Annotated in this window: 16 protein-coding genes; 7 read left to right on the top strand and 9 right to left on the bottom strand. The window is 57.4% G+C overall.

What is annotated here, in order from left to right:
* Window positions 1-886: 886 nt before the first annotated feature.
* Entirely contained in the window at window positions 887-2,089 is a 1,203-nt protein-coding gene (locus JQ553_RS31750; protein WP_212504011.1) for a glycosyltransferase family 2 protein, read from the bottom strand.
* A gap of 20 nt (window positions 2,090-2,109) precedes the next feature.
* Between JQ553_RS31750 and JQ553_RS31745 the strand changes: the two genes are divergently transcribed.
* Both JQ553_RS31745 and JQ553_RS31740 read left to right on the top strand, forming a co-directional pair.
* On the top strand, window positions 2,110-2,313 hold the full coding sequence (locus tag JQ553_RS31745; RefSeq protein WP_212504010.1) for a hypothetical protein: 204 nt from the start codon (window positions 2,110-2,112) through the stop codon (window positions 2,311-2,313).
* Between the two features lie 12 nt (window positions 2,314-2,325).
* Window positions 2,326-3,549, top strand: a complete 1,224-nt coding sequence (locus tag JQ553_RS31740; RefSeq protein WP_249144725.1) for a glycosyltransferase family 4 protein — start codon at window positions 2,326-2,328, stop codon at window positions 3,547-3,549.
* A 51-nt stretch (window positions 3,550-3,600) separates the two neighbouring features.
* Here the strand turns inward: JQ553_RS31740 and JQ553_RS35160 are convergent, their stop codons facing one another.
* From JQ553_RS35160 to JQ553_RS31720, 4 genes are all read right to left on the bottom strand, one after another.
* Window positions 3,601-4,209 (bottom strand): PEP-CTERM sorting domain-containing protein, encoded by a 609-nt coding sequence (locus tag JQ553_RS35160; RefSeq protein ID WP_212504009.1) that lies wholly within the window; start codon window positions 4,207-4,209, stop codon window positions 3,601-3,603.
* Window positions 4,210-4,406: 197 nt separating this feature from the next.
* On the bottom strand, window positions 4,407-5,321 hold the full coding sequence (gene xrtV, locus JQ553_RS31730) for an exosortase V (RefSeq protein ID WP_212504008.1): 915 nt from the start codon (window positions 5,319-5,321) through the stop codon (window positions 4,407-4,409).
* A 61-nt stretch (window positions 5,322-5,382) separates the two neighbouring features.
* On the bottom strand, window positions 5,383-5,607 hold the full coding sequence (locus JQ553_RS31725) for an XrtV sorting system accessory protein (protein WP_212504007.1): 225 nt from the start codon (window positions 5,605-5,607) through the stop codon (window positions 5,383-5,385).
* A gap of 68 nt (window positions 5,608-5,675) precedes the next feature.
* Window positions 5,676-6,545: a hypothetical protein gene (locus JQ553_RS31720; RefSeq protein WP_212504006.1), complete on the bottom strand. Its 870-nt coding sequence runs from the start codon at window positions 6,543-6,545 to the stop codon at window positions 5,676-5,678.
* A 248-nt stretch (window positions 6,546-6,793) separates the two neighbouring features.
* Between JQ553_RS31720 and epsI the strand changes: the two genes are divergently transcribed.
* Together epsI and JQ553_RS31710 are read left to right on the top strand one after the other, a co-directional pair.
* Window positions 6,794-7,489: an exosortase-associated protein EpsI, V-type gene (gene epsI / locus JQ553_RS31715; protein ID WP_212504005.1), complete on the top strand. Its 696-nt coding sequence runs from the start codon at window positions 6,794-6,796 to the stop codon at window positions 7,487-7,489.
* Between the two features lie 211 nt (window positions 7,490-7,700).
* A complete protein-coding gene (locus JQ553_RS31710) occupies window positions 7,701-8,267 on the top strand; it encodes a serine protease (protein WP_212504037.1) in 567 nt (188 codons plus the stop codon).
* Between the two features lie 6 nt (window positions 8,268-8,273).
* Here JQ553_RS31710 and JQ553_RS31705 read toward each other — a convergent pair whose 3' ends face one another.
* Together JQ553_RS31705 and JQ553_RS31700 are read right to left on the bottom strand one after the other, a co-directional pair.
* On the bottom strand, window positions 8,274-9,080 hold the full coding sequence (locus JQ553_RS31705) for a CpsD/CapB family tyrosine-protein kinase (protein ID WP_212504004.1): 807 nt from the start codon (window positions 9,078-9,080) through the stop codon (window positions 8,274-8,276).
* A 17-nt stretch (window positions 9,081-9,097) separates the two neighbouring features.
* Window positions 9,098-10,441, bottom strand: a complete 1,344-nt coding sequence (locus JQ553_RS31700) for a sugar transporter (RefSeq protein WP_249144724.1) — start codon at window positions 10,439-10,441, stop codon at window positions 9,098-9,100.
* Between the two features lie 251 nt (window positions 10,442-10,692).
* Between JQ553_RS31700 and JQ553_RS31695 the strand changes: the two genes are divergently transcribed.
* From JQ553_RS31695 to JQ553_RS31685, 3 genes are all read left to right on the top strand, one after another.
* Window positions 10,693-11,529: an ExeA family protein gene (locus tag JQ553_RS31695; RefSeq protein ID WP_212504002.1), complete on the top strand. Its 837-nt coding sequence runs from the start codon at window positions 10,693-10,695 to the stop codon at window positions 11,527-11,529.
* A 136-nt stretch (window positions 11,530-11,665) separates the two neighbouring features.
* On the top strand, window positions 11,666-12,238 hold the full coding sequence (locus JQ553_RS31690) for a polysaccharide biosynthesis/export family protein (protein ID WP_249144723.1): 573 nt from the start codon (window positions 11,666-11,668) through the stop codon (window positions 12,236-12,238).
* A 75-nt stretch (window positions 12,239-12,313) separates the two neighbouring features.
* Window positions 12,314-13,513: a hypothetical protein gene (locus tag JQ553_RS31685; RefSeq protein ID WP_212504000.1), complete on the top strand. Its 1,200-nt coding sequence runs from the start codon at window positions 12,314-12,316 to the stop codon at window positions 13,511-13,513.
* 5 nt (window positions 13,514-13,518) lie between these two features.
* Here the strand turns inward: JQ553_RS31685 and JQ553_RS31680 are convergent, their stop codons facing one another.
* Together JQ553_RS31680 and JQ553_RS31675 are read right to left on the bottom strand one after the other, a co-directional pair.
* Window positions 13,519-15,924: a tetratricopeptide repeat protein gene (locus JQ553_RS31680; protein WP_249144722.1), complete on the bottom strand. Its 2,406-nt coding sequence runs from the start codon at window positions 15,922-15,924 to the stop codon at window positions 13,519-13,521.
* 22 nt (window positions 15,925-15,946) lie between these two features.
* The gene (locus JQ553_RS31675; RefSeq protein ID WP_212503999.1) at window positions 15,947-17,134 is read right to left on the bottom strand and encodes a WecB/TagA/CpsF family glycosyltransferase; all 1,188 of its coding nucleotides are present in this window, start codon (window positions 17,132-17,134) and stop codon (window positions 15,947-15,949) included.
* Between the last annotated feature and the right edge of the window lie 109 nt (window positions 17,135-17,243).

Raw genomic sequence — 17,243 nt, 5'->3', positions numbered from 1 at the left:
TGGTGCCGTTCGCGAGCGAGAAAACGCCGAACGAACTAACCGAGAGAAGATTATTCACGGTCGTTCCACTAAAAGATCCGTCCGTAAAGGTTAAATGTGAAATGCTTTCCGAACTCCCAGCGCCCGCCGAGCAACCCGAGCCGAAGCAGCCGTCAGTGGTGCCAGAGATGACAATTTCCGCCTTGGCGGGCGCTACCGCAAGACAACCAGCGAGGGTAAGCAAACTCGCTGCAACATACCTATTGAAAAAGCGCATTCTAACGGCCCCGTTTTTGAAATGAACTCATGCTTCATACTGGAATATGCAATACGCGTCAATATATGGGAAGGCACGGATTAATTCTATTAAGTAATTACTATTCGCGAATGTTTTTGGCGATCATATTTAATTACAGCCAAAATAAATCCCGACAAACTCGTTGGCTGCCGTGAGCCCTAAGACAACTTGAGGGATTTCAGAAGGCTGGATTCCTGGTTCATCGTAGCCGCAAGGAGCTGACTAAGCGCCTCACCTGACATTTTCAGCTTCCACCAATTGTTTCCGCAGCCGACGAAGCTCCTCGTAGCGACGTGCGATGTCTGACAGGGCAACCTTTTTGGGTGTCCTCTGTGGCTTTTTCAAATGCCGCCGAGCGGACGTGATTATTCGAGATTTCTGCTTCATGGATTCCCCCTATCCGCGCCAATTAAAGCAAAAGCCGAGCCAAAGCACGGCAGCCACCTAGAATTCAGTCGGGTGCCGGCGAGCAAGGTTCGATAACGCCTACGTGAGAGGGCCCAAAGCCAGACTGCGAGCGACGAGCCATGATGGCCGAGCCGAGATGTGGCTAATCAATGAGGAATGGGAACGCCAACCCATCGGCCATGCCGGGCGCCGATGGCGAGACTATTCGGAACGTCCCCGATCAGTTCTGACCCATTTGCCCGCCCTTCGGCCGAGCAGCATCTGCCCGTAGAGAGCAAACTTCCTCGCAATCAGCGGCAGCTTTGACGCAATCGCTCGTGCCGGCAAGACGTCCTTGCCGAACGTGATCCACGCAAACAATAGGGCGAGGACAAACAGGAGCACGTTGGCGAACGCAATGATCGCGGCGGCGGTGGACAACCCACTCAGAGCCGCGAGACAGGACAACAAGAAGGTTGTGGCGACCAGCAGGCCCAAAAGCGAAAGCGGCGGAACAAGAAGATCCAGCGTGAGAAAGAGGAGGTCGATATCCCCTTTGGCGATTGCGCGAACCAGAAGCCGAGGAGCAGTTCGAAGCATTGTCCCGATATGTCCCTGGATCCAGCGTTGGCGTTGGCTGTCGGCGCCCTGCTCCGACACGGGAAATTCGCTCAAGCAAACTGCGGACGGCAGGAACACGGGAGCCTTGCCCTTTGCCGCCAAATCCAAACCAAGCTTCATATCCTCGACCAGGTGGCCGCTGGCCAGCGAGGCGGAGCGGATCAACTCCCACGGGAAAATCATTCCCGTACCCATGAGCTGAACTGGGCCACCGAGGCGGCTCAACCCCAGGGGACGCGCCCAATTCCTGACAATCCAGGCAAACTCCGCGAAACTGTGATCGATCGGAGAGTTCTCAGGTGACCTCATCAGATAGCGCGCCTGGACGGGCCGGTCCACCCTCTCGCAGGCAGCCACCAACCGCGCAATCGCGTCTTTCTCCATTCGACAATCGGCGTCGACGAAGACGACATAGTCCGGCGGATCAGAGCTCAAATGGTTGATGCCCCGAGCAAGGGCGAAGCCCTTGCCAACCTCGGCCAGGTTGTTTCGTGTGACAACCTCAGCACCCGCAAGATCAGCGACCGTGGCGGTGTCGTCAGTGCAATTGTCGGCCACGACGACCAGCTGGTCCATGCTCGACAATTGCGGCTTGATATCCTGAATTGTCGGCACAACTCCGGAACTCTCGTTGTGGGCGGGCACAACGATCGCGACGCGCCCTGTCGACGTGTCCCGTGTTCGCAGTTCGTCGTGCGGCTCCGCCCCTCCGAGCGAGGCGACGACTTCGATGAAGAAGACGACGACGGGGATGCTGATCAGCACCGCAGCGATCACCAAAGTCGCCGATATCAAGGTCAGCATGTGAGACAGGATGGTATGAGATGATCGCCGGCGACGATGAACATGGGAGAGACGTTTCAAAAACGGTACCTGTAACCGGCATTATTCTAGACTCCGCCCCGACGCGCGCAACGGCCATGGCGAGCAAAGCAGGAGCAATCGCCTTGGAGCTTTACGCCGGCGCAGTAAGATTAACCGACGAGATTTATCCACCGCTCCAAACGGGCTTGCCTGCCGCGGGATGAACTGTCACGAGATTGGACCTCACCCAGGTATTTCTGATGCGAGTTGCCTACCTTGTTAACCACTACCCGGCCGTCAGCCACAGTTTCATCAGACGTGAAATTCTTGCGCTCGAACGTCGGGGGATCCGGATCCAACGCATATCCATACGTGGATGGGACGACGTCCATCAGAGCGAGGAAGATCGGCTTGAAAGCAACCGAACCAGTTATGTGCTGAAGGCGGGCTTTGCGCCGCTTTTTATCAGCTTCTTCCGCGTGCTCCTAACCGCTCCGCTACGGATGCTCGGAGCTGCCCGCCTGGTTTGGAAGATCGGGAGGCGCGCCGAGCGACCGCTTCTTGTCCACGTCATTTATCTGTTCGAGGCCTGTCAGGTCCTGAACTGGGTCCGCGCCGAGAAATGCGAGCATCTGCACGCCCATTTCGGAACCAATTCCGCGGAAGTTGCCATGCTGGTTCACGCGCTTGGCGGCCCCACCTGGAGCTTCACGGCCCATGGTCCCGAAGAGTTCGACAAGGCCAAATTCATCGCGCTACCAGAGAAAATCGAGCGCGCCAAATTTGTCGTCGCGATCAGTTCGTTCGGACGAAGTCAGCTGTATCGCCAAGTTTCTCACGAACATTGGGACAAGATAAAAATCGTTCATTGCGGCCTGGAGCCAACCTTCTTTACCGGCGAGGCCTCGCCTGCTGGCACAAGTCGACGCTTGATCTGCGTCGGGCGGCTCACCGAACAAAAAGGACAGATCCTGCTGATCGAAGCGGCGCGACAGTTGCGCGATCAGGGAACGCGATTCGAGCTGGTGCTCGCCGGCGACGGAGAGATGCGTGAAGCGATTGAAGCCCTCATCAGGGAATATGATCTGACGGACATCGTTCGCATCACCGGTTGGATTGGCAGTCGACAGGTACGCGAAGAGCTTCTCGCCGCCCGCGCATTGGTGCTGCCAAGCTTTGCCGAGGGTCTCCCTGTCGTGATCATGGAAGCAATGGCGCTGCGGCGCCCTGTGATCACAACCTATGTCGCGGGCATTCCGGAACTCGTACAACCCAATGAGCATGGCTGGCTGGTTCCGGCCGGAGATATCACCGCCTTGACCGCTGCCATGCAGGCGTGCCTCGCCGCGTCAAAGGAAGAACTCGAAGCGATTGGAGCTGCCGCGTACGATCGTGTTCAACTCAATCACAACGCAGACACGGAAGCAGGCAAGTTGGCTCAACTGGTCCAGCTCACCTGAACGCTCATCGCGCGACGCCGCTTCGAGCAACGCGATCGAATACAGGGAAGACTAGCGCCAACCAACGCTCAGCTTTGGCGAATATTTCCGCCTGTGCGCTACGGCCGCAAGAACAACGAAGCCAAGGATCGTCAGCACCCAAGTCGAGGGCTCAGGGATCGATTGCACTAGTGTTTTGGCGTTAACTAGTGAGACATCAGTCACGTCATTGACTGTGGTGTAAACGGCAATTTGTCCGTCAGATCCTGTGCCGGCCGGGTCCGCTTGCCCCGGCAAAGGTGACACAAAGAATCCAGTGAATCCATCAGTCGCTGCAAGAATTGCGCTCGTCGGCCCGAAATATCCATCGATTGGCGCCGGAACGAATTGGTGTTCGGTGACGTCGTAACCAAAATATACATAGTTCTGGAAACTGGGATCCGTCGGGATCCCGTTAACAAACGCCAGATCGTAGGCCTGCCCAAATGCGTTGAATGTGAACGCGCTCAAATCGGAGAAGCCGATTGTTCCGGTCGCTGCGGATGAGTAACTAAACGAACCGTTTGCTATGACGGTGTTTGAACCATCCAGAAAAGAAAAATTGTCGGTAATCGTAGCTGCATTGGCAGAAGCAGCGCCAAGCACCAAACCTAAGGTCGTCGCAATAATCCAGCTTTTCACTGTCGCCCCCAGCCCTGAGAACCGCCGCCTTTCTCGGCAATAAAATGATTCGCGTCAAGGAACCCGGGAGCGATTTAAATCCGGTGAGAGAAAATTGCCTTGGCGCTTGCTTGAGGGCTATTCAAACCGACGCGCGACGGCCGGGCTACGACCGAGGCTCTTTCAGCAGTACAGCCGTCGCGTCGATGGAAAGCGACCTATGAGACACCGCCATTCGGAGCAGTTTGTCGCCGAAACCGCCCAAAAGCTGCCACGCACAGCCCTAGAGCCGCGTCGAGCAGGAACAGCAGTACAAGCGCGACCACGAACAGGCTGATACCCGTCAAGTCGTGGACGGTGCCCTCGAGCACGTCCGGACCACCGTAGTAGGCGATCAGCACGAGCGCCAGAACGCGAATAAAATTTGCCGCGATCGTGATCGGAATGATGGATGCCAACAGGATGAAGCTGCGGATCTTTTCCGACCAGCGAAATGCGTAGGCATAAAACACACCGATCGCCGAGAGCGCAAAGATCGAGTTCATGCCGGAGCACGCGTCCTTCACCAGCAACTGGTAAGAGCCGATCATGATCATGACGCCGTTCTGTGCGATCGGGTATCCCGCGGCATAGAGAATGCGCGTCACCATGTTCGAGATGAAAACTTTCAATGGCACCGTCGCGGCGTCGACGATCCAATCCGGCATTGGCACGGCGAACAGCAAAAACACGATCGGGAAGGCAAGCACGCGCAAAGCCGGCCAGCCTGCCACGATCAGGATGCAACCGACGATCACCGGAATGATCGAAAATGTCTCGAACGTGACAAGGCCTTGCTGAAGTCGAGCCAAGAACAACAGCGTCAGCCCAAACAAAAGTGCCGCCCAGCCGGACACCGGAGCTGGCGCTATCTTCACCGTTTGCAAGCTTGCGCGCGATTGCCAGACGAGCCAGAGGCAGGCCGCGATAATCAGCGGACCATGGCCTTCCTGCTCAGTCTGCCAAGGGCCATCAATCAAGCCCATGACCGTCGGAATGTAGGCAACGAGAACGCAGGCAATCAGCAGCCCGGGCCACAGTAAGTTTTTCAACGTGTCGGATTTTGCCGGCTGAATTACTTGCGAATAAGTCATCATCATTACCGATTAAATGAAACTGATAATTAGCATTTTGCCAAATGGCCAACAACCGGTTTTATCGACGCCTCACAAGCAAGACCGCGTACGCAATCCCTGCTCCAATTAATACCAGCGCGAGAACAGCCGAACCCGCGTTGCCGGCCTGGTTTGCGACGGCAAATACGACGCCGATCAGGGTGAACTGCATCAGGGTTCGCGTTTCCCTGTCGGTAAACTGAAAGAACGCGATAACCAACCCCGCAAAGCAGGTCACGGTCACGACATCGAAGAATGTTGCCATGGGCTTTGGGCCGCCTAAACACCAAAACGGGAACGTAATCCAGCCGAGAGATTCAATGATCTCTTGAACTAGTTCTTCTTCTCACCCGGCCTCATGATGTTGGCGTAGTCTCCCTCATACTTTGCCTCGATATTGGCCGAATAGGCCGCGATTCCGGCTTCTGCTTTCAAGGCTTCGGCCCGCATCAGCTGGCGCGCGACATTTGCTGCCGCTTCGCCCTCGAGCGGACGCGGCTCCTCGCCTTTCACCTTGAAGAAGATCCCGTTTGGCCCGGCCCGAACAAAAAATACGTCGTCAGCCTTTTTGGCTTGAATTGCGGCGTAAAGATCCTGCGAAATGTCGCTGCTGCTCAATAGTGCCGTTTGGCGCGCATGGGGAATTCCAGCCGACGTCAATTGCTGGTCGACTTCATCGAGTGATTTGGCGCCCTTATTAGCCTCGACGATCGTCTGACCATTCAGGCCGAACGGAAAGCCGATCTGCTCGATGCTAAAGACCTTTCTGTCCGCAAACTTAGCGGGATTGCTTGCAATGTACTTGTCCAAATCCGCCTTGCTCGGCGCTTTCGCGGACACCGTACGGAAGAGGATCGCGTTCTCCAGAACCTGCTCTCGCGCACGCAGGAGATCCAGCAGGACGCCCGGCTCTCGATCCAGCTTGGCGACGAGCGCCTGTTGCAGGAGATACTTACGAACCACAAGATCGCCGAGCACCTTCTTGATAACTTCGGGGTCCTTCTGTTTGTCCGGCGGGACATTGGCGAGGCGCAATTCGTTTTCGAGCTCCTGCGTCGTTACAACCTGATCGCCAACACGGGCGATGACCTGCCCCCGTGAGGCGGCGGCCTGCTCTCCGGATTGTTTCCCGCAAGCAGCGAGAAGGATTGCACAACAGCCCAAGGCTGCGACCATTTGACCGAACTTGGACAGCAAGCCCATGATCTCGAACTCCGTGATTCCATTCGCGCTCGGTCATTGCCCGAACGCACGGGCTCGCGCCCGCCTCTGCTTACGTAGTTATCGCTGAAGCGTCGAGGTCAACGCGCCTAAAGTCGCAAATTTCGATCGTTTATGTTAATGTTCAGGGGCGTTAGATTGCAGCCAATTTAATTGGAGTCCAGCCCATTTCACCTATATGTTCAATCGATATTGACCAACAGAAATTCCATCCCGAACTGAGTTTCAACATGAAGATCAATCGCGTTCAGGTTGTTTTGGCTTGCGTCGCAATTCTGGGCGTGGCTATCCTTGCGGAGGTCATGCAACCTCGAGAGTTGATGGCCAGAACAGCCGCATCGCCGAGCCTTGAAGACGTGATCCCGAAGCAATTTGGCACGTGGACCCTGGTGCCCGAAATCAGTCCGGTCAAACCGAATGAGGAGTATGTTCTCGATCCAACCACCGAGAGAAAGAACTATAGCCAGGAAGTTGGACGGGGGTACTCGGACGGTCGCGGCAATATCGTAATGTTGCTTGTCGCCTATGGCCCGGTGCAGAACTATCGGCTCAAGTCGCATCGCCCTGAAATTTGTTACACTGCGAACGGTTTCCGCATCTCGGAGAAGACCGAGGCAGCGGTCAGCTACAGGGATGGAACTCCACCGATCAGCACGATGCGGCTGATCACACAGCGCGAGTCGCGCTATGAGCCCGTCACATACTGGATGCGGGTCGGCAACGACATTTCGAACGGTGTTGTCGGTCACCAGTTGAGCCGCCTCAAATACGGGCTGCGCGGCGTTATTCCCGACGGCGCGCTCATCCGAATTTCGACGATTGGCCTTCCGCGTGAAGCCTCATTCAAACTCCAGGACCAATTCATTCGCGACCTTCTCGCCGCGGTTCCGGCGAAGGAATTGAAGTTTTTTACGGGCGCATCGTGAAGGGCCGAAAGGAAAGCTGCCGGTTGCTTCTCCGAATCATGCCTTAGAGCCCGAGTGCCTCCGCGAGTCAGAGATGTCCAAGCCAAAGAACGTCGTAGTGACGAGCCGCATTGCGAGGCTCCTGGTCGCTGGCATGTTCGCTTCGACAGCTTTTGTCGGACCCGCCGCCGCGCAGGACTTTAACGACTCGCTACTCGCCTACGCAGTTAACATTCACAGGACGCCACAGCAGTCCTGGCCCGGATACGGTATCTACCTCGGACGCGGTTTCTTCCTCACGGCCGCACATGTCGTCGGCAGAGCCTGGTTGTCCTGGCCCAAGGTCGTCATCGCCGGGCAAGAATACCCGACCCAGGTCGTCAAGGAAGGCAGCTTCGAGGGGACCGATTTGACCCTCCTCGCGGTGGAGCAAAACCTGCTTCCCATACGGCTCAGGCTGCGGCGCAGCAGCCTATGCGACACGCCCCCGCTTCCGGGTCAGCGCGTTGTGACAGTCGTGCCGGAAGGCATCGCACAGTCTCGTATCCTGTCGGCTGATCGGCTTCCCGAGGGAACGCGCAAGTTTCGCACGGTGATCGCCGATGTGGCGTATACCGGTAATTCGGGATCGGGCGTTTTTGACGCCGAGCGCCGCTGCCTGCTCGGCATCATGAGCCGCAAGATCTCGCGATCGAAGGTGGATCCCCTGTCTCGACGGACCGAAACCCAGGATATCGCCAAGTATTTCGTGCCGGCCGCGGAAATTGCGGCGTTTCTGCCGCCGAACTCGCCCTTCTAGCGAGGGTCAATAATAGCCGTAGTAGGAGTCGGTGACCTCGGCGGTCTTGTTCACCACGACGCGAACGACCGGGCTCCGCTGCAAGTGCTTTTGGCACTCCTTGATATCAGACACGGACGTGCTGCCGACGCCAGCGACAAGCAGCGTTGCATCCATCCGCGGCAGGATCGAAATCACGTCGTCGCCGAGCAGCATGGGTGGCAGGTCAAATATGACCAGGCGTGAGCGGAATTCCCGCTTGATGGTTTGCAGCAGCGTCCCCATCGTTTGAGAGGCCATCCATTCCGACGAACTCGAGGACGACACTCCTCCCGAAAGAACCAGGAAGCTCGTTGGACCGACGCTGACCTGGGTCACCGCTGACGACAGCGGGCTGCGCCCCTCCAGCACGCTCATAACGCCGTCCGTAGGCTCCGCGCCGAGATATTTTGCCACCGTCGGCTTGCGGAGATCAAGATCCACCAGCAACACTGATCGTTCCGGCAATCGGGCGATGCTCATCGCGAGATTGCAAGCGGTGACGGTCTTGCCGCAGCCCGCGGTCGGCGACGTGACCGCCAGAAACTGCCAGCTCTTTTTGTCCATCTCCTGCAGCACCTGGGTGCGCAGCATGTCGTAATAGCGCCCCTGCTCCTTCGACGAGGCATGCGCGACGATTCTCGATCGCTCGAGATGAACCGGATCCAGGCGGACCTCGCGCATCTTCGGATCGAGCGCGCCTGGACGAAAGATCTCTCCAGCCGAGGCGTTTGGAGCCGGCCCCGGCGCGTCGCTCGCTCGGGCGAGTTCGACAGCTTGTTTGATTGAATCCACGTTTGCGCTCCCAGACCCTATAACCGAAACAATCCGACCCGCGCCTTTGCAATGACAAGGTCGAGCGGCGGCAGGAAGAAGTAGGCGCCGCCGAGAACAGCGGCGACCAGCACGACCGAAGCGCAAGTAGCCACGATGAGGCGTCGTTTGCGGCGACGAACTTCCGCCGCTGTGATGATATAGGGAATGCACACCACCAATTTGCTGTCGATCACACTGAAAACGTCACCGGTCCGGCGAATGGCCTTGTCGGAGATTTCTCTCAGGAAAGTAAGGCCGACACCGGCCGCGAGAGCTGCCAGAAGCGCCATCGCAGCGACCTTCGGCCGGTTCGGCTTGATCGGCTCCACCGGCACGGTTGGCTGCTCGATGACTTCAAGTTTCTCGGACTGCTGATCCTTCTCGAGATTCTCGCCAAGCCTGGCGGCGGCAAGCTTGGCTGATGCCGCCTCGAGATTCTTCTGAAGCGCTTCCTGCTGCGTGGTCATCGCTTCGATGCTCGCGGCGGCGCCTGCGTCGGTCGCGGCAGTCGGCGGAGCGGCCTTCTCCAGGGCCTCTACCTGCCGTTTCAGCGATTGAATCATGGGATGCCGGTCGGAATAGAGCGCGCTCTTCTGCAGCAATTCCGCCTTCAGCTGATCCAACGTCGAAGGCTGGTCGCTCTTCGTGGTGGCAGATTTGCCCTGCGACAGTTTCAACTGGGCGATCTTGTTATCGAGGGCCGTGTTCTCGGCCTGAAGCCGTTGTACTTCGCGCGACAAGAACTTGGTTGTATCGGTTGCCCGGCTCGTCCGATCGCGCAAATCCTCATTGAGGATGCGCGTCATCAACTCATTGGCGACCCGCGACGCGACCACCGGATCCGGATACTCAAACCCGACCGAGAACACGATCGTTGGATTTTCCAGGGCCGAGCGCGACCGCTGCTTGAAGTCGATCTGAGGATCGACCGCCGAGAACTTGGTGTTCTTCTTCATCAGCTCCACGAGCTCGGTCACCGACATCAGCGTCCGCTTCTCAGGGAAGAGCTGGAACTTGTCGGCGATCGCGATCAGATTGTCCCGCGTCATGGTGCGCTGCTGGATAACCTGGATGCGCTCCTGTGCGGCGCTGGTCACGGTCGGGCGCACCAGCTCCGAGGGAATTTGCTGGGACTGAACGAGGACCTTACCTTCCGATAGATAGGTCGCCGGCCACAGGAACGCGCCGGCAATTCCGACCGACGCGATCAAGAGAAATGGAAATATGAAATAAGGCCAACGCCTCGCAAACACCGCGAAATAGAATGACGGGCGCAAGAGATGACCGCGATCCTGTTGCAAATCCTCGAAATCGTCTTCGAAATCAACTTTTTGAAGCATGGTCATCCAAAATCAGTCTATTCCAACGGCACAGGAGTTCTTACCACGCTCCGTTGTGTGATTATATCACCCAACTGCCCTCAATTTAATGAATTGTTGAACAGGAACTGGATTTGAGCGGTCAGCCTTAACGGTCAGGTTCCCAGCCCCAGCGATTCCAGTTTACGCAAAACGAAGAAACCCAGGCGCGGGTTGCGAAGTGTTTTCCGACTTAAGCTATAAGCAGGCGTCGGTTCGAGTGTAGGAACAGCATGTACGAGGCATTTTACCAGCTGCGGGAGAAGCCATTTTCGATCCTGCCCGACCCCGATCTCATCTACTGGGGTAAGATGCACTCGATGGCGTTCACCATGCTCGAGTTCGGCGTGATGAACAATGCAGGCTTCACGGTGATCACGGGCGAGATCGGATCGGGCAAGACCACCCTGGTTCGACACCTCCTCAAGAAAATCAGTCCGGCAATCACAGTCGGCCTGATCTCCAACTCCCCCCAGGGACGCCAAGAACTCCTGCAATGGATCCTGATGTCGGTCGGACAGCCGTTCGAGGGTAATTATCCCAGTCTTTTCAAGCACTTTCAAGATTTTTTATACGGCCAATACGCCAATGGGCGACGCACCATTCTGATCATCGACGAGGCGCAAAATCTGGAGCCCGAGGCGCTCGAGCACCTTCGCATGCTCTCCAACATCAACGCCGACAAATTCCAGATCCTCCAGCTGATCCTGGTTGGCCAGCCACAGCTGCGGGAGCTATTGCTTGCACCATCGCTGCACCAGTTTGCCCAAAGGATCTCGTCCGATTTTCATCTTCGTCCATTGGATGCGCGCGAGGTCGCCAACTACATCGCCTTCCGCCTGCAGGCGGTCGGCGCCACCCGGCCGCTCTTCACCCAGGAGGCCTGCGCACTGATCGCAACCTCGTCCGGCGGCATCCCACGCATGATCAATGTGCTCTGCGATACCGCACTCGTTTATGGCTTTGCCAACGACAGGAAAGTCATTTCTGATCAGTTGGTTAGGGACGTCATTGCAGACAAGCAACAGTATAGTATTTTTCCGGTCAAACAGGTCTCGCGGGTTCCCTAGGTATCTGCAACCGAATAGGTTCTGCGGAGGAGTCGGCTAGGTCGGCGTCGGCGAATTAACCATTTCACGCGCCGCCCCGCAAAGCCTAGGCGTTGGCCCAAGCTTCGCTGATTAGGGGATAGCAATGCGGGTTCTTTTGGTCGCCTTTTGCGTATTTTTGGGAATTTCGGCGGCGAGCGCCCAAGCCCTCAAGGTAGGAGATAGTCTCAGTATTTCGGTGCTGCAGGACCCCAAGCTCGACCGCAATGTAACGGTAGATCCGTCCGGGGAGATCGCGTTCCCATTGGCCGGCCACATCCGGGCCCGTGGACTGACGCCGCAGGCGATTGAGAACATCCTCAGGCAGAAGCTCAAGGGCAACTACAAGGATGAGAACCTCGATATCACGGTCGCCGTGGTGGCCGCGCCGAAAGAGATTCCCGAAGAGGATCTCAAGCCCAAGATTTTCGTGACCGGAGAAGTCATCCGCCCCGGTTCCTACGTTGTCCGGCAGCCGACGACCTTGATGCAGGCAATTGCACTGGCCGGCGGGATCGGGCCGTTTGCCGCCAAGAAGAAAATCCAGGTGCGGCGGCGCGCCCCTGGCGGCGACGAGACCATCTTCATGTTCAACTACAGCGCGTATGAAGCCGGACTCGACCTGGAGGGCAACATCAAGTTGCGCGCCGGCGACGTGATCCTCGTCCCCGAAAGAGGCTTGTTCGACTAGCCGTCCTAGCCGCGTGCACCCGAGGGGCGTGACACCGTGAAGCGAACTGCCATAGCGGTTTCGGTGAGCTGCGTCATGGCAGCCTCGGACGCTGCCGCGTTCGATTGGTCCCTCAAGACAACCCAAAGCGAAACGGTCGAACTCAATAGCAATCAGTTTTTGAACTCCTTCCCGGCGGGATCGATCGGCTCTTATTCGACGCTGACGGCCAATGCGGAGGCTCGCACGCCGACTTCCAAGTTCAATCTGGATGGCGACGGCTCGTACAAGAAATATTGGGGCCCGGGCGTAGACGGAGTGGCTTCCGAGTATCTCAACTACGGCTTTCGGGCACGATACGAGCAGTACGAGAAGGTCAAGCCCGACCGCGAGTTCGTGGAAGCATTGTGGAGGCAGCAAAGCACGGCGCTGGCCCTGCTCAGCGACATTGGCGCTTCAAGTAACACTAACGGCTTTCTGGATACACTGACCTTCTCGGGCGGTCTGGATCGAACCCTCTCAAGCCGGGATACCCTGTCCCTGTTCGCGACGTCCACCCGAACGAGCTACGAGCCTTCGTCAGGAGGAACGCCGTTCACCGACACGTTGGCCCGAGGTACGTGGCGCCACTCCTTGAGCGCGCTTACAAACGTCAATGTGTCGTCGGAAGCCGAGTTCCTCAATTACGACAACACCTTCGGTACGAGCATCCAGATCTACCGCAACCAGGTCGGGATCGACACAACTTTCTCCCCAGTGCTCAGCTTCCGAGGAAACATTGGAGCGGCCAATCTCGTCACCGAAAATGGCGTCGCCACCTCCGTGATCGGTGGCACCTCCACCACAACGCCGTCGTCGAGTTCGGTGCTCGATTGGATCGGCGATGCGGTTCTCACCTACCGGATGCTCAAGAACACCACGCTGACCATTACGGCGAACCAGACAGTCGGCCCCAGCATCGTCGGCTCGATCTTCAAGCGCGACATGATCGATGCCAGCATTTCTCACATCATCAATTCACGATCGAGCATCACACTTTCCGCGAACGGCAACAGGCAGATCTCCACGAACACCACGGACTTCGCGTCTGCATCAGCCAGCTATAGCTATAACCTGACGCAGAACTGGATTGCCCAGTTCACGTATCGTTACCTTCATCGCTTTGCGAGCTCTGGCACTGCGACTTTCGATCCGATCACGGGCACGCCGACCGTCTCAGGGACCGGCCCCGCCGATTCACACAGCATCATGGTCGTCGTGAGCCACAGCTACACGCTGCTGCCACCAGGAAACTGACCAGCCTATTTCATCGCTGCCTGTATGCTTTCCTTCAGTGCGGTCCCTTCAGGCTCAAGCGACATCGCCTTATTCAACTGCTCGGCCGCCTTGTCCTGCATCCCGGCCGCCGCATAGCTCATCCCAAGGTGATAATGCACGGCAGCAAGGTTGGGGAGCTTTTGCGCCGCCGGCTCCAGCGTAGCGATCGCCTCCTTGAACTGACCCCGGCGGTACTGCGCCCAACCGACCGTATCCAGGAACTGAGGCACGTTCGAATTCTTGAGCGTCTCGGCAAGCGAAAGTGCCCGATCAAGGCTCGGCTTATCCGAGCGATAATCCAGAATGAGGCTGACGAGATTGTTGGTTGCAACCGCATTATTGGGCTGGTCCTTCAAGATCGCATCATATTGAGCGATTGCGGCCTCGTGCTCTCCCTTGAGAATTTGCAACGAGGCCAAGGCCAAACGCAGGCTCAGATCGCCAGGCATTTCCTTCAGGGCTGCCTCGATGACACCCTGCGCGGCGCCAAAGTTCTTCTGGCGAACGTAAAGCTCGTCCAGCGCATTGTAGCCGGCCAGGTCCTTTGGTTGCTGCGCGATCGCGGATTTGAATGCCTGAATGGCGTCATCATCCCTTTTCTGCGAGACCCAGACCTGGCCCAGCAGCACCAATATCTGCGCATTCGCGGGGAATTTCTTGTTGACATCCTGCAACAGGGCAACAGCCTTGTCCGCCTTGCCGGCTTTGACATACGCCGACACGAGCGAGACGATCGGTTGGGCCGCATCCGGCGCCGCGCGGTGCGCGTCCTCCAGAGCGGCGATGCTTTCGTCGACCTTGTTTTGTCCGGCAAATGCCGAAGCGCGTATCTGATCGGCTAGCGAACGACCGTCCTTGACCTTCTCAATGGTGTCGGCAAGCGCCAGCGCACCGGTCCAATTTTGTCGGCTCAGCCTGACCTGCCCCAACGACGAGAGGAGCTGCAGATTGCTGGGATTGCGACTTACAGCCTCCTGCAGAACATCTTCCGCATGGGGCGCCTCGCCCCTGCGCTGCAAGAACGCCACGTAGCGCAGCGTCATCTCGGGGCTTTGGTTCGCTGCCTTCAACGCGTCGGCGTATTGGCGCTCCGCCAGTTCGGGCTTGCCGGCGCGCTCGTAGGCGGTAGCCAGCAGGGTCAGCAGATCCGATGATTTTGGCTGATCGTTTAGGGCTTCGCGCAGATCCGAGATTGCGCTGTCAAACTGGCCTCGATCGATGCTGATCGCGGCCCGAAGCCGCAGTGCCCCGGCGTTGCGGCGGTCCTTGCTCAGGACTTCAGAGATAATCGGCTCGGCTGCTGCGATGTTGACCTTGCCGGCATACACTTCCGCGAGCTTGACCTGCGCTATGGTCTTCTTTTCCGGTGAAGGCGCCGCATTCACGAGTGCCTGCAGCCTCTCTGTCGCCTCCTTGACCTTGCCTTGCGTAACATCGAGTTCGGCGAGCGCGAGCTGATAGTCGAAAACATCCCCACCCGCCTTGATGCGAGCTTCAAGCTCCTTGCGGACGGCGTCGGACCCTCTGACCAGACCGAGGAATCGAACCAGATCGAGGCCGGATTTGCTATCGCCCGAATTGGCGTCGGCCCTTGCCCGAAGCTCCTTCTCCGCTTCGTCGAAGCGGCGCTGTGACACAAGAAGCTGGATCAGCTGCGCTTGGTAGCCCACTTCCTTCGGATTGAGTGCAATCACCTTCCGCAACAGATTTTCGGTCTGCGCAAGATCGCCCTTTCGGGCATAGGCTTGCATCTTCTGCAATGAAATACGCGTTTCGTCCTTTGGATCGACGCTGAGGCTCTCGAGCATCTTCAGAGCACCATCGGCGTCGCCGTCCGCCAGTTTCTTGGACGCAAGCAGGCTGACAGCATCGACGTTCTTCGGATCAATTTCGAACGCACGCTCCGCTTCGCGAACCGCGCCCGCGCTGTCATTCGCCCGCAACAAGATGATTGCCCGCAATGCATGGAGCGGCGCGCTTGGCGTGTCTTCTTTCGCGGCGTCGACGATTCTGAGAGCCGCCTCGGCAGCCCCGCCGCCAATCATAATGCGGGCAAGCCGCAGTCGTGCATCGAGATCGTTCGGATCGAGTTCCACGATACGACGCAGGTCCAGGAAGAGTGAATTGGCCTTCGTTCGCTCGTCAATGCCCGCCAAGGCGCGCCACACCTCGACCTTATCGCTCTTGTACTTGACCGCCTTCAGGAGTTCCAGGCGGGCGTTAAGATCGTCGCCTTTGGCGATCAAGGCCATGCCGCTCTCATAGTAGCCTTGGGCTGTTTGATCCGGAGAGCCACACCCGGCGACGACCATCACAGGCACAGCCATCGCGAGCCTGCCAAGGAAACGGATCGGAAACGGCCGTAGCATCATCGTCGCGACTTTCTTCAAGGGCGTTTTGGCTTTCCGGGCATCAGGATTCGAGGAGATACTCAAATCGATTCAGTTGGAACATCCGCCGCAATCGGGAGGACACCCCCGTGACGACCAGCCTCTTACCCAACCTGGCCAGGCTTTTACGCAGCATAAGAAGCAAGCCGAAAAATCTCGGATCAATGGTAGTGGCGTCTTTCAGGCAAAGCTTGACATGCTTCTCTGCCGCGAGGGCTGCTCGAAAATGGCCGGCAGCCAGATCGACGTAACCTGAAGTAGCCGATCCTGACAACCGCAATGTGACCGACGAAGATTCGTCGTCACGCTGAATCGTCAGGAACCTCGACTCACGTTCGCGGCGGCGGGCCACAACCGCCAGAGGAATGACACTAGTGGCCAGGAGCTTGAGCAAGGCCCTTCCATCGCTCCAGTAGCGGCGCCACAGATGCGGTTCCTCCTTGATCCGCCACAGCCACTCAAACCCCGTGCTCCTGAGAAACGCCGGGGCACGCTTTACCGTACCGGCCTCGAAGTTGATCGTGGCACCGAATTGTGCCCGAACCGGAGGTTTCAGCCGCCAATGGTTGTGCATGAGCCATTGTTGCGCTCTCTCGGCGCTGAAAAATACGGCCAGCAGATCAGCACCGCTCGAATTGATGGCTTCAATGACCGCATCGCCGCTCATTTCCTCGATGGTTCCGAACCCTGGATTCAGCACTCCGACACATTGAAGGCCACACGGTTCCGCATTGAGCCTTTCCGAAACCTTCTCGGCCAGACCTGGCGTGCCACCTAGCAAGAATACTTTGAGGCACCGTCCTGCCGCACCCACCAATTTCAGGCGAACGAACAGGTCGGCTCCGGCAACTCGTTCGTGGATTGGCACGCGTAGAAGCTTGGCCATCCAAATGAGCGGCATTCCGTCGGCCAAGGACAGATCACTCGATAAAACCGATTCCCGAAACGCCTCGTTTGTCAGACTCTTGACGAGGAAGTTGACGTTGGCCGTGGAAATGAGAAATGGGGCAGGATGACGGGTTACCGAATCCATTGACCGGGATAATACGGTGAAATTAACTGCATCAACCGGCAAACCCAGGAGACCGTAGACCGGTCGTGATAAATCGTCGGACTCGACGGTGCATAGCGAAGAGAATGTCCGCGCTTCGTCGAGGAAATTTTCCGCAGATGTCAGGCTGGCGTCGGAAATTCGCGCAATCGATAACATATGAACCTATGCTAAACTTTGAAATATTCATGAGCATTATTTGCCCGACATGAGGCGGACTTACTAGCAATTTTGTCGACAGTAAAACCGATTTAATGTATTTGATTAA

The sequence above is a fragment of the Bradyrhizobium lablabi genome, from assembly GCF_018131005.1.
Taxonomy (GTDB): domain Bacteria; phylum Pseudomonadota; class Alphaproteobacteria; order Rhizobiales; family Xanthobacteraceae; genus Bradyrhizobium; species Bradyrhizobium lablabi_D.
This window is presented reverse-complemented; position numbering and strand designations above follow the sequence as displayed.

Bases quoted from the DNA above. Each gene is read 5' to 3' on its own strand.
- JQ553_RS31750 (WP_212504011.1), bottom strand. From the start codon at position 2,089: ATGCTGACCTTGATATCGGCGACTTTGGTGATCGCTGCGGTGCTGATC.
- JQ553_RS31745 (WP_212504010.1), top strand. From the start codon at position 2,110: ATGATCGCCGGCGACGATGAACATGGGAGAGACGTTTCAAAAACGGTA.
- xrtV (WP_212504008.1), bottom strand. From the start codon at position 5,321: ATGACTTATTCGCAAGTAATTCAGCCGGCAAAATCCGACACGTTGAAA.
- JQ553_RS31725 (WP_212504007.1), bottom strand. From the start codon at position 5,607: ATGGCAACATTCTTCGATGTCGTGACCGTGACCTGCTTTGCGGGGTTG.
- JQ553_RS31720 (WP_212504006.1), bottom strand. From the start codon at position 6,545: ATGGGCTTGCTGTCCAAGTTCGGTCAAATGGTCGCAGCCTTGGGCTGT.
- epsI (WP_212504005.1), top strand. From the start codon at position 6,794: ATGAAGATCAATCGCGTTCAGGTTGTTTTGGCTTGCGTCGCAATTCTG.
- JQ553_RS31700 (WP_249144724.1), bottom strand. From the start codon at position 10,441: ATGCTTCAAAAAGTTGATTTCGAAGACGATTTCGAGGATTTGCAACAG.
- JQ553_RS31695 (WP_212504002.1), top strand. From the start codon at position 10,693: ATGTACGAGGCATTTTACCAGCTGCGGGAGAAGCCATTTTCGATCCTG.
- JQ553_RS31685 (WP_212504000.1), top strand. From the start codon at position 12,314: ATGGCAGCCTCGGACGCTGCCGCGTTCGATTGGTCCCTCAAGACAACC.
- JQ553_RS31675 (WP_212503999.1), bottom strand. From the start codon at position 17,134: ATGTTATCGATTGCGCGAATTTCCGACGCCAGCCTGACATCTGCGGAA.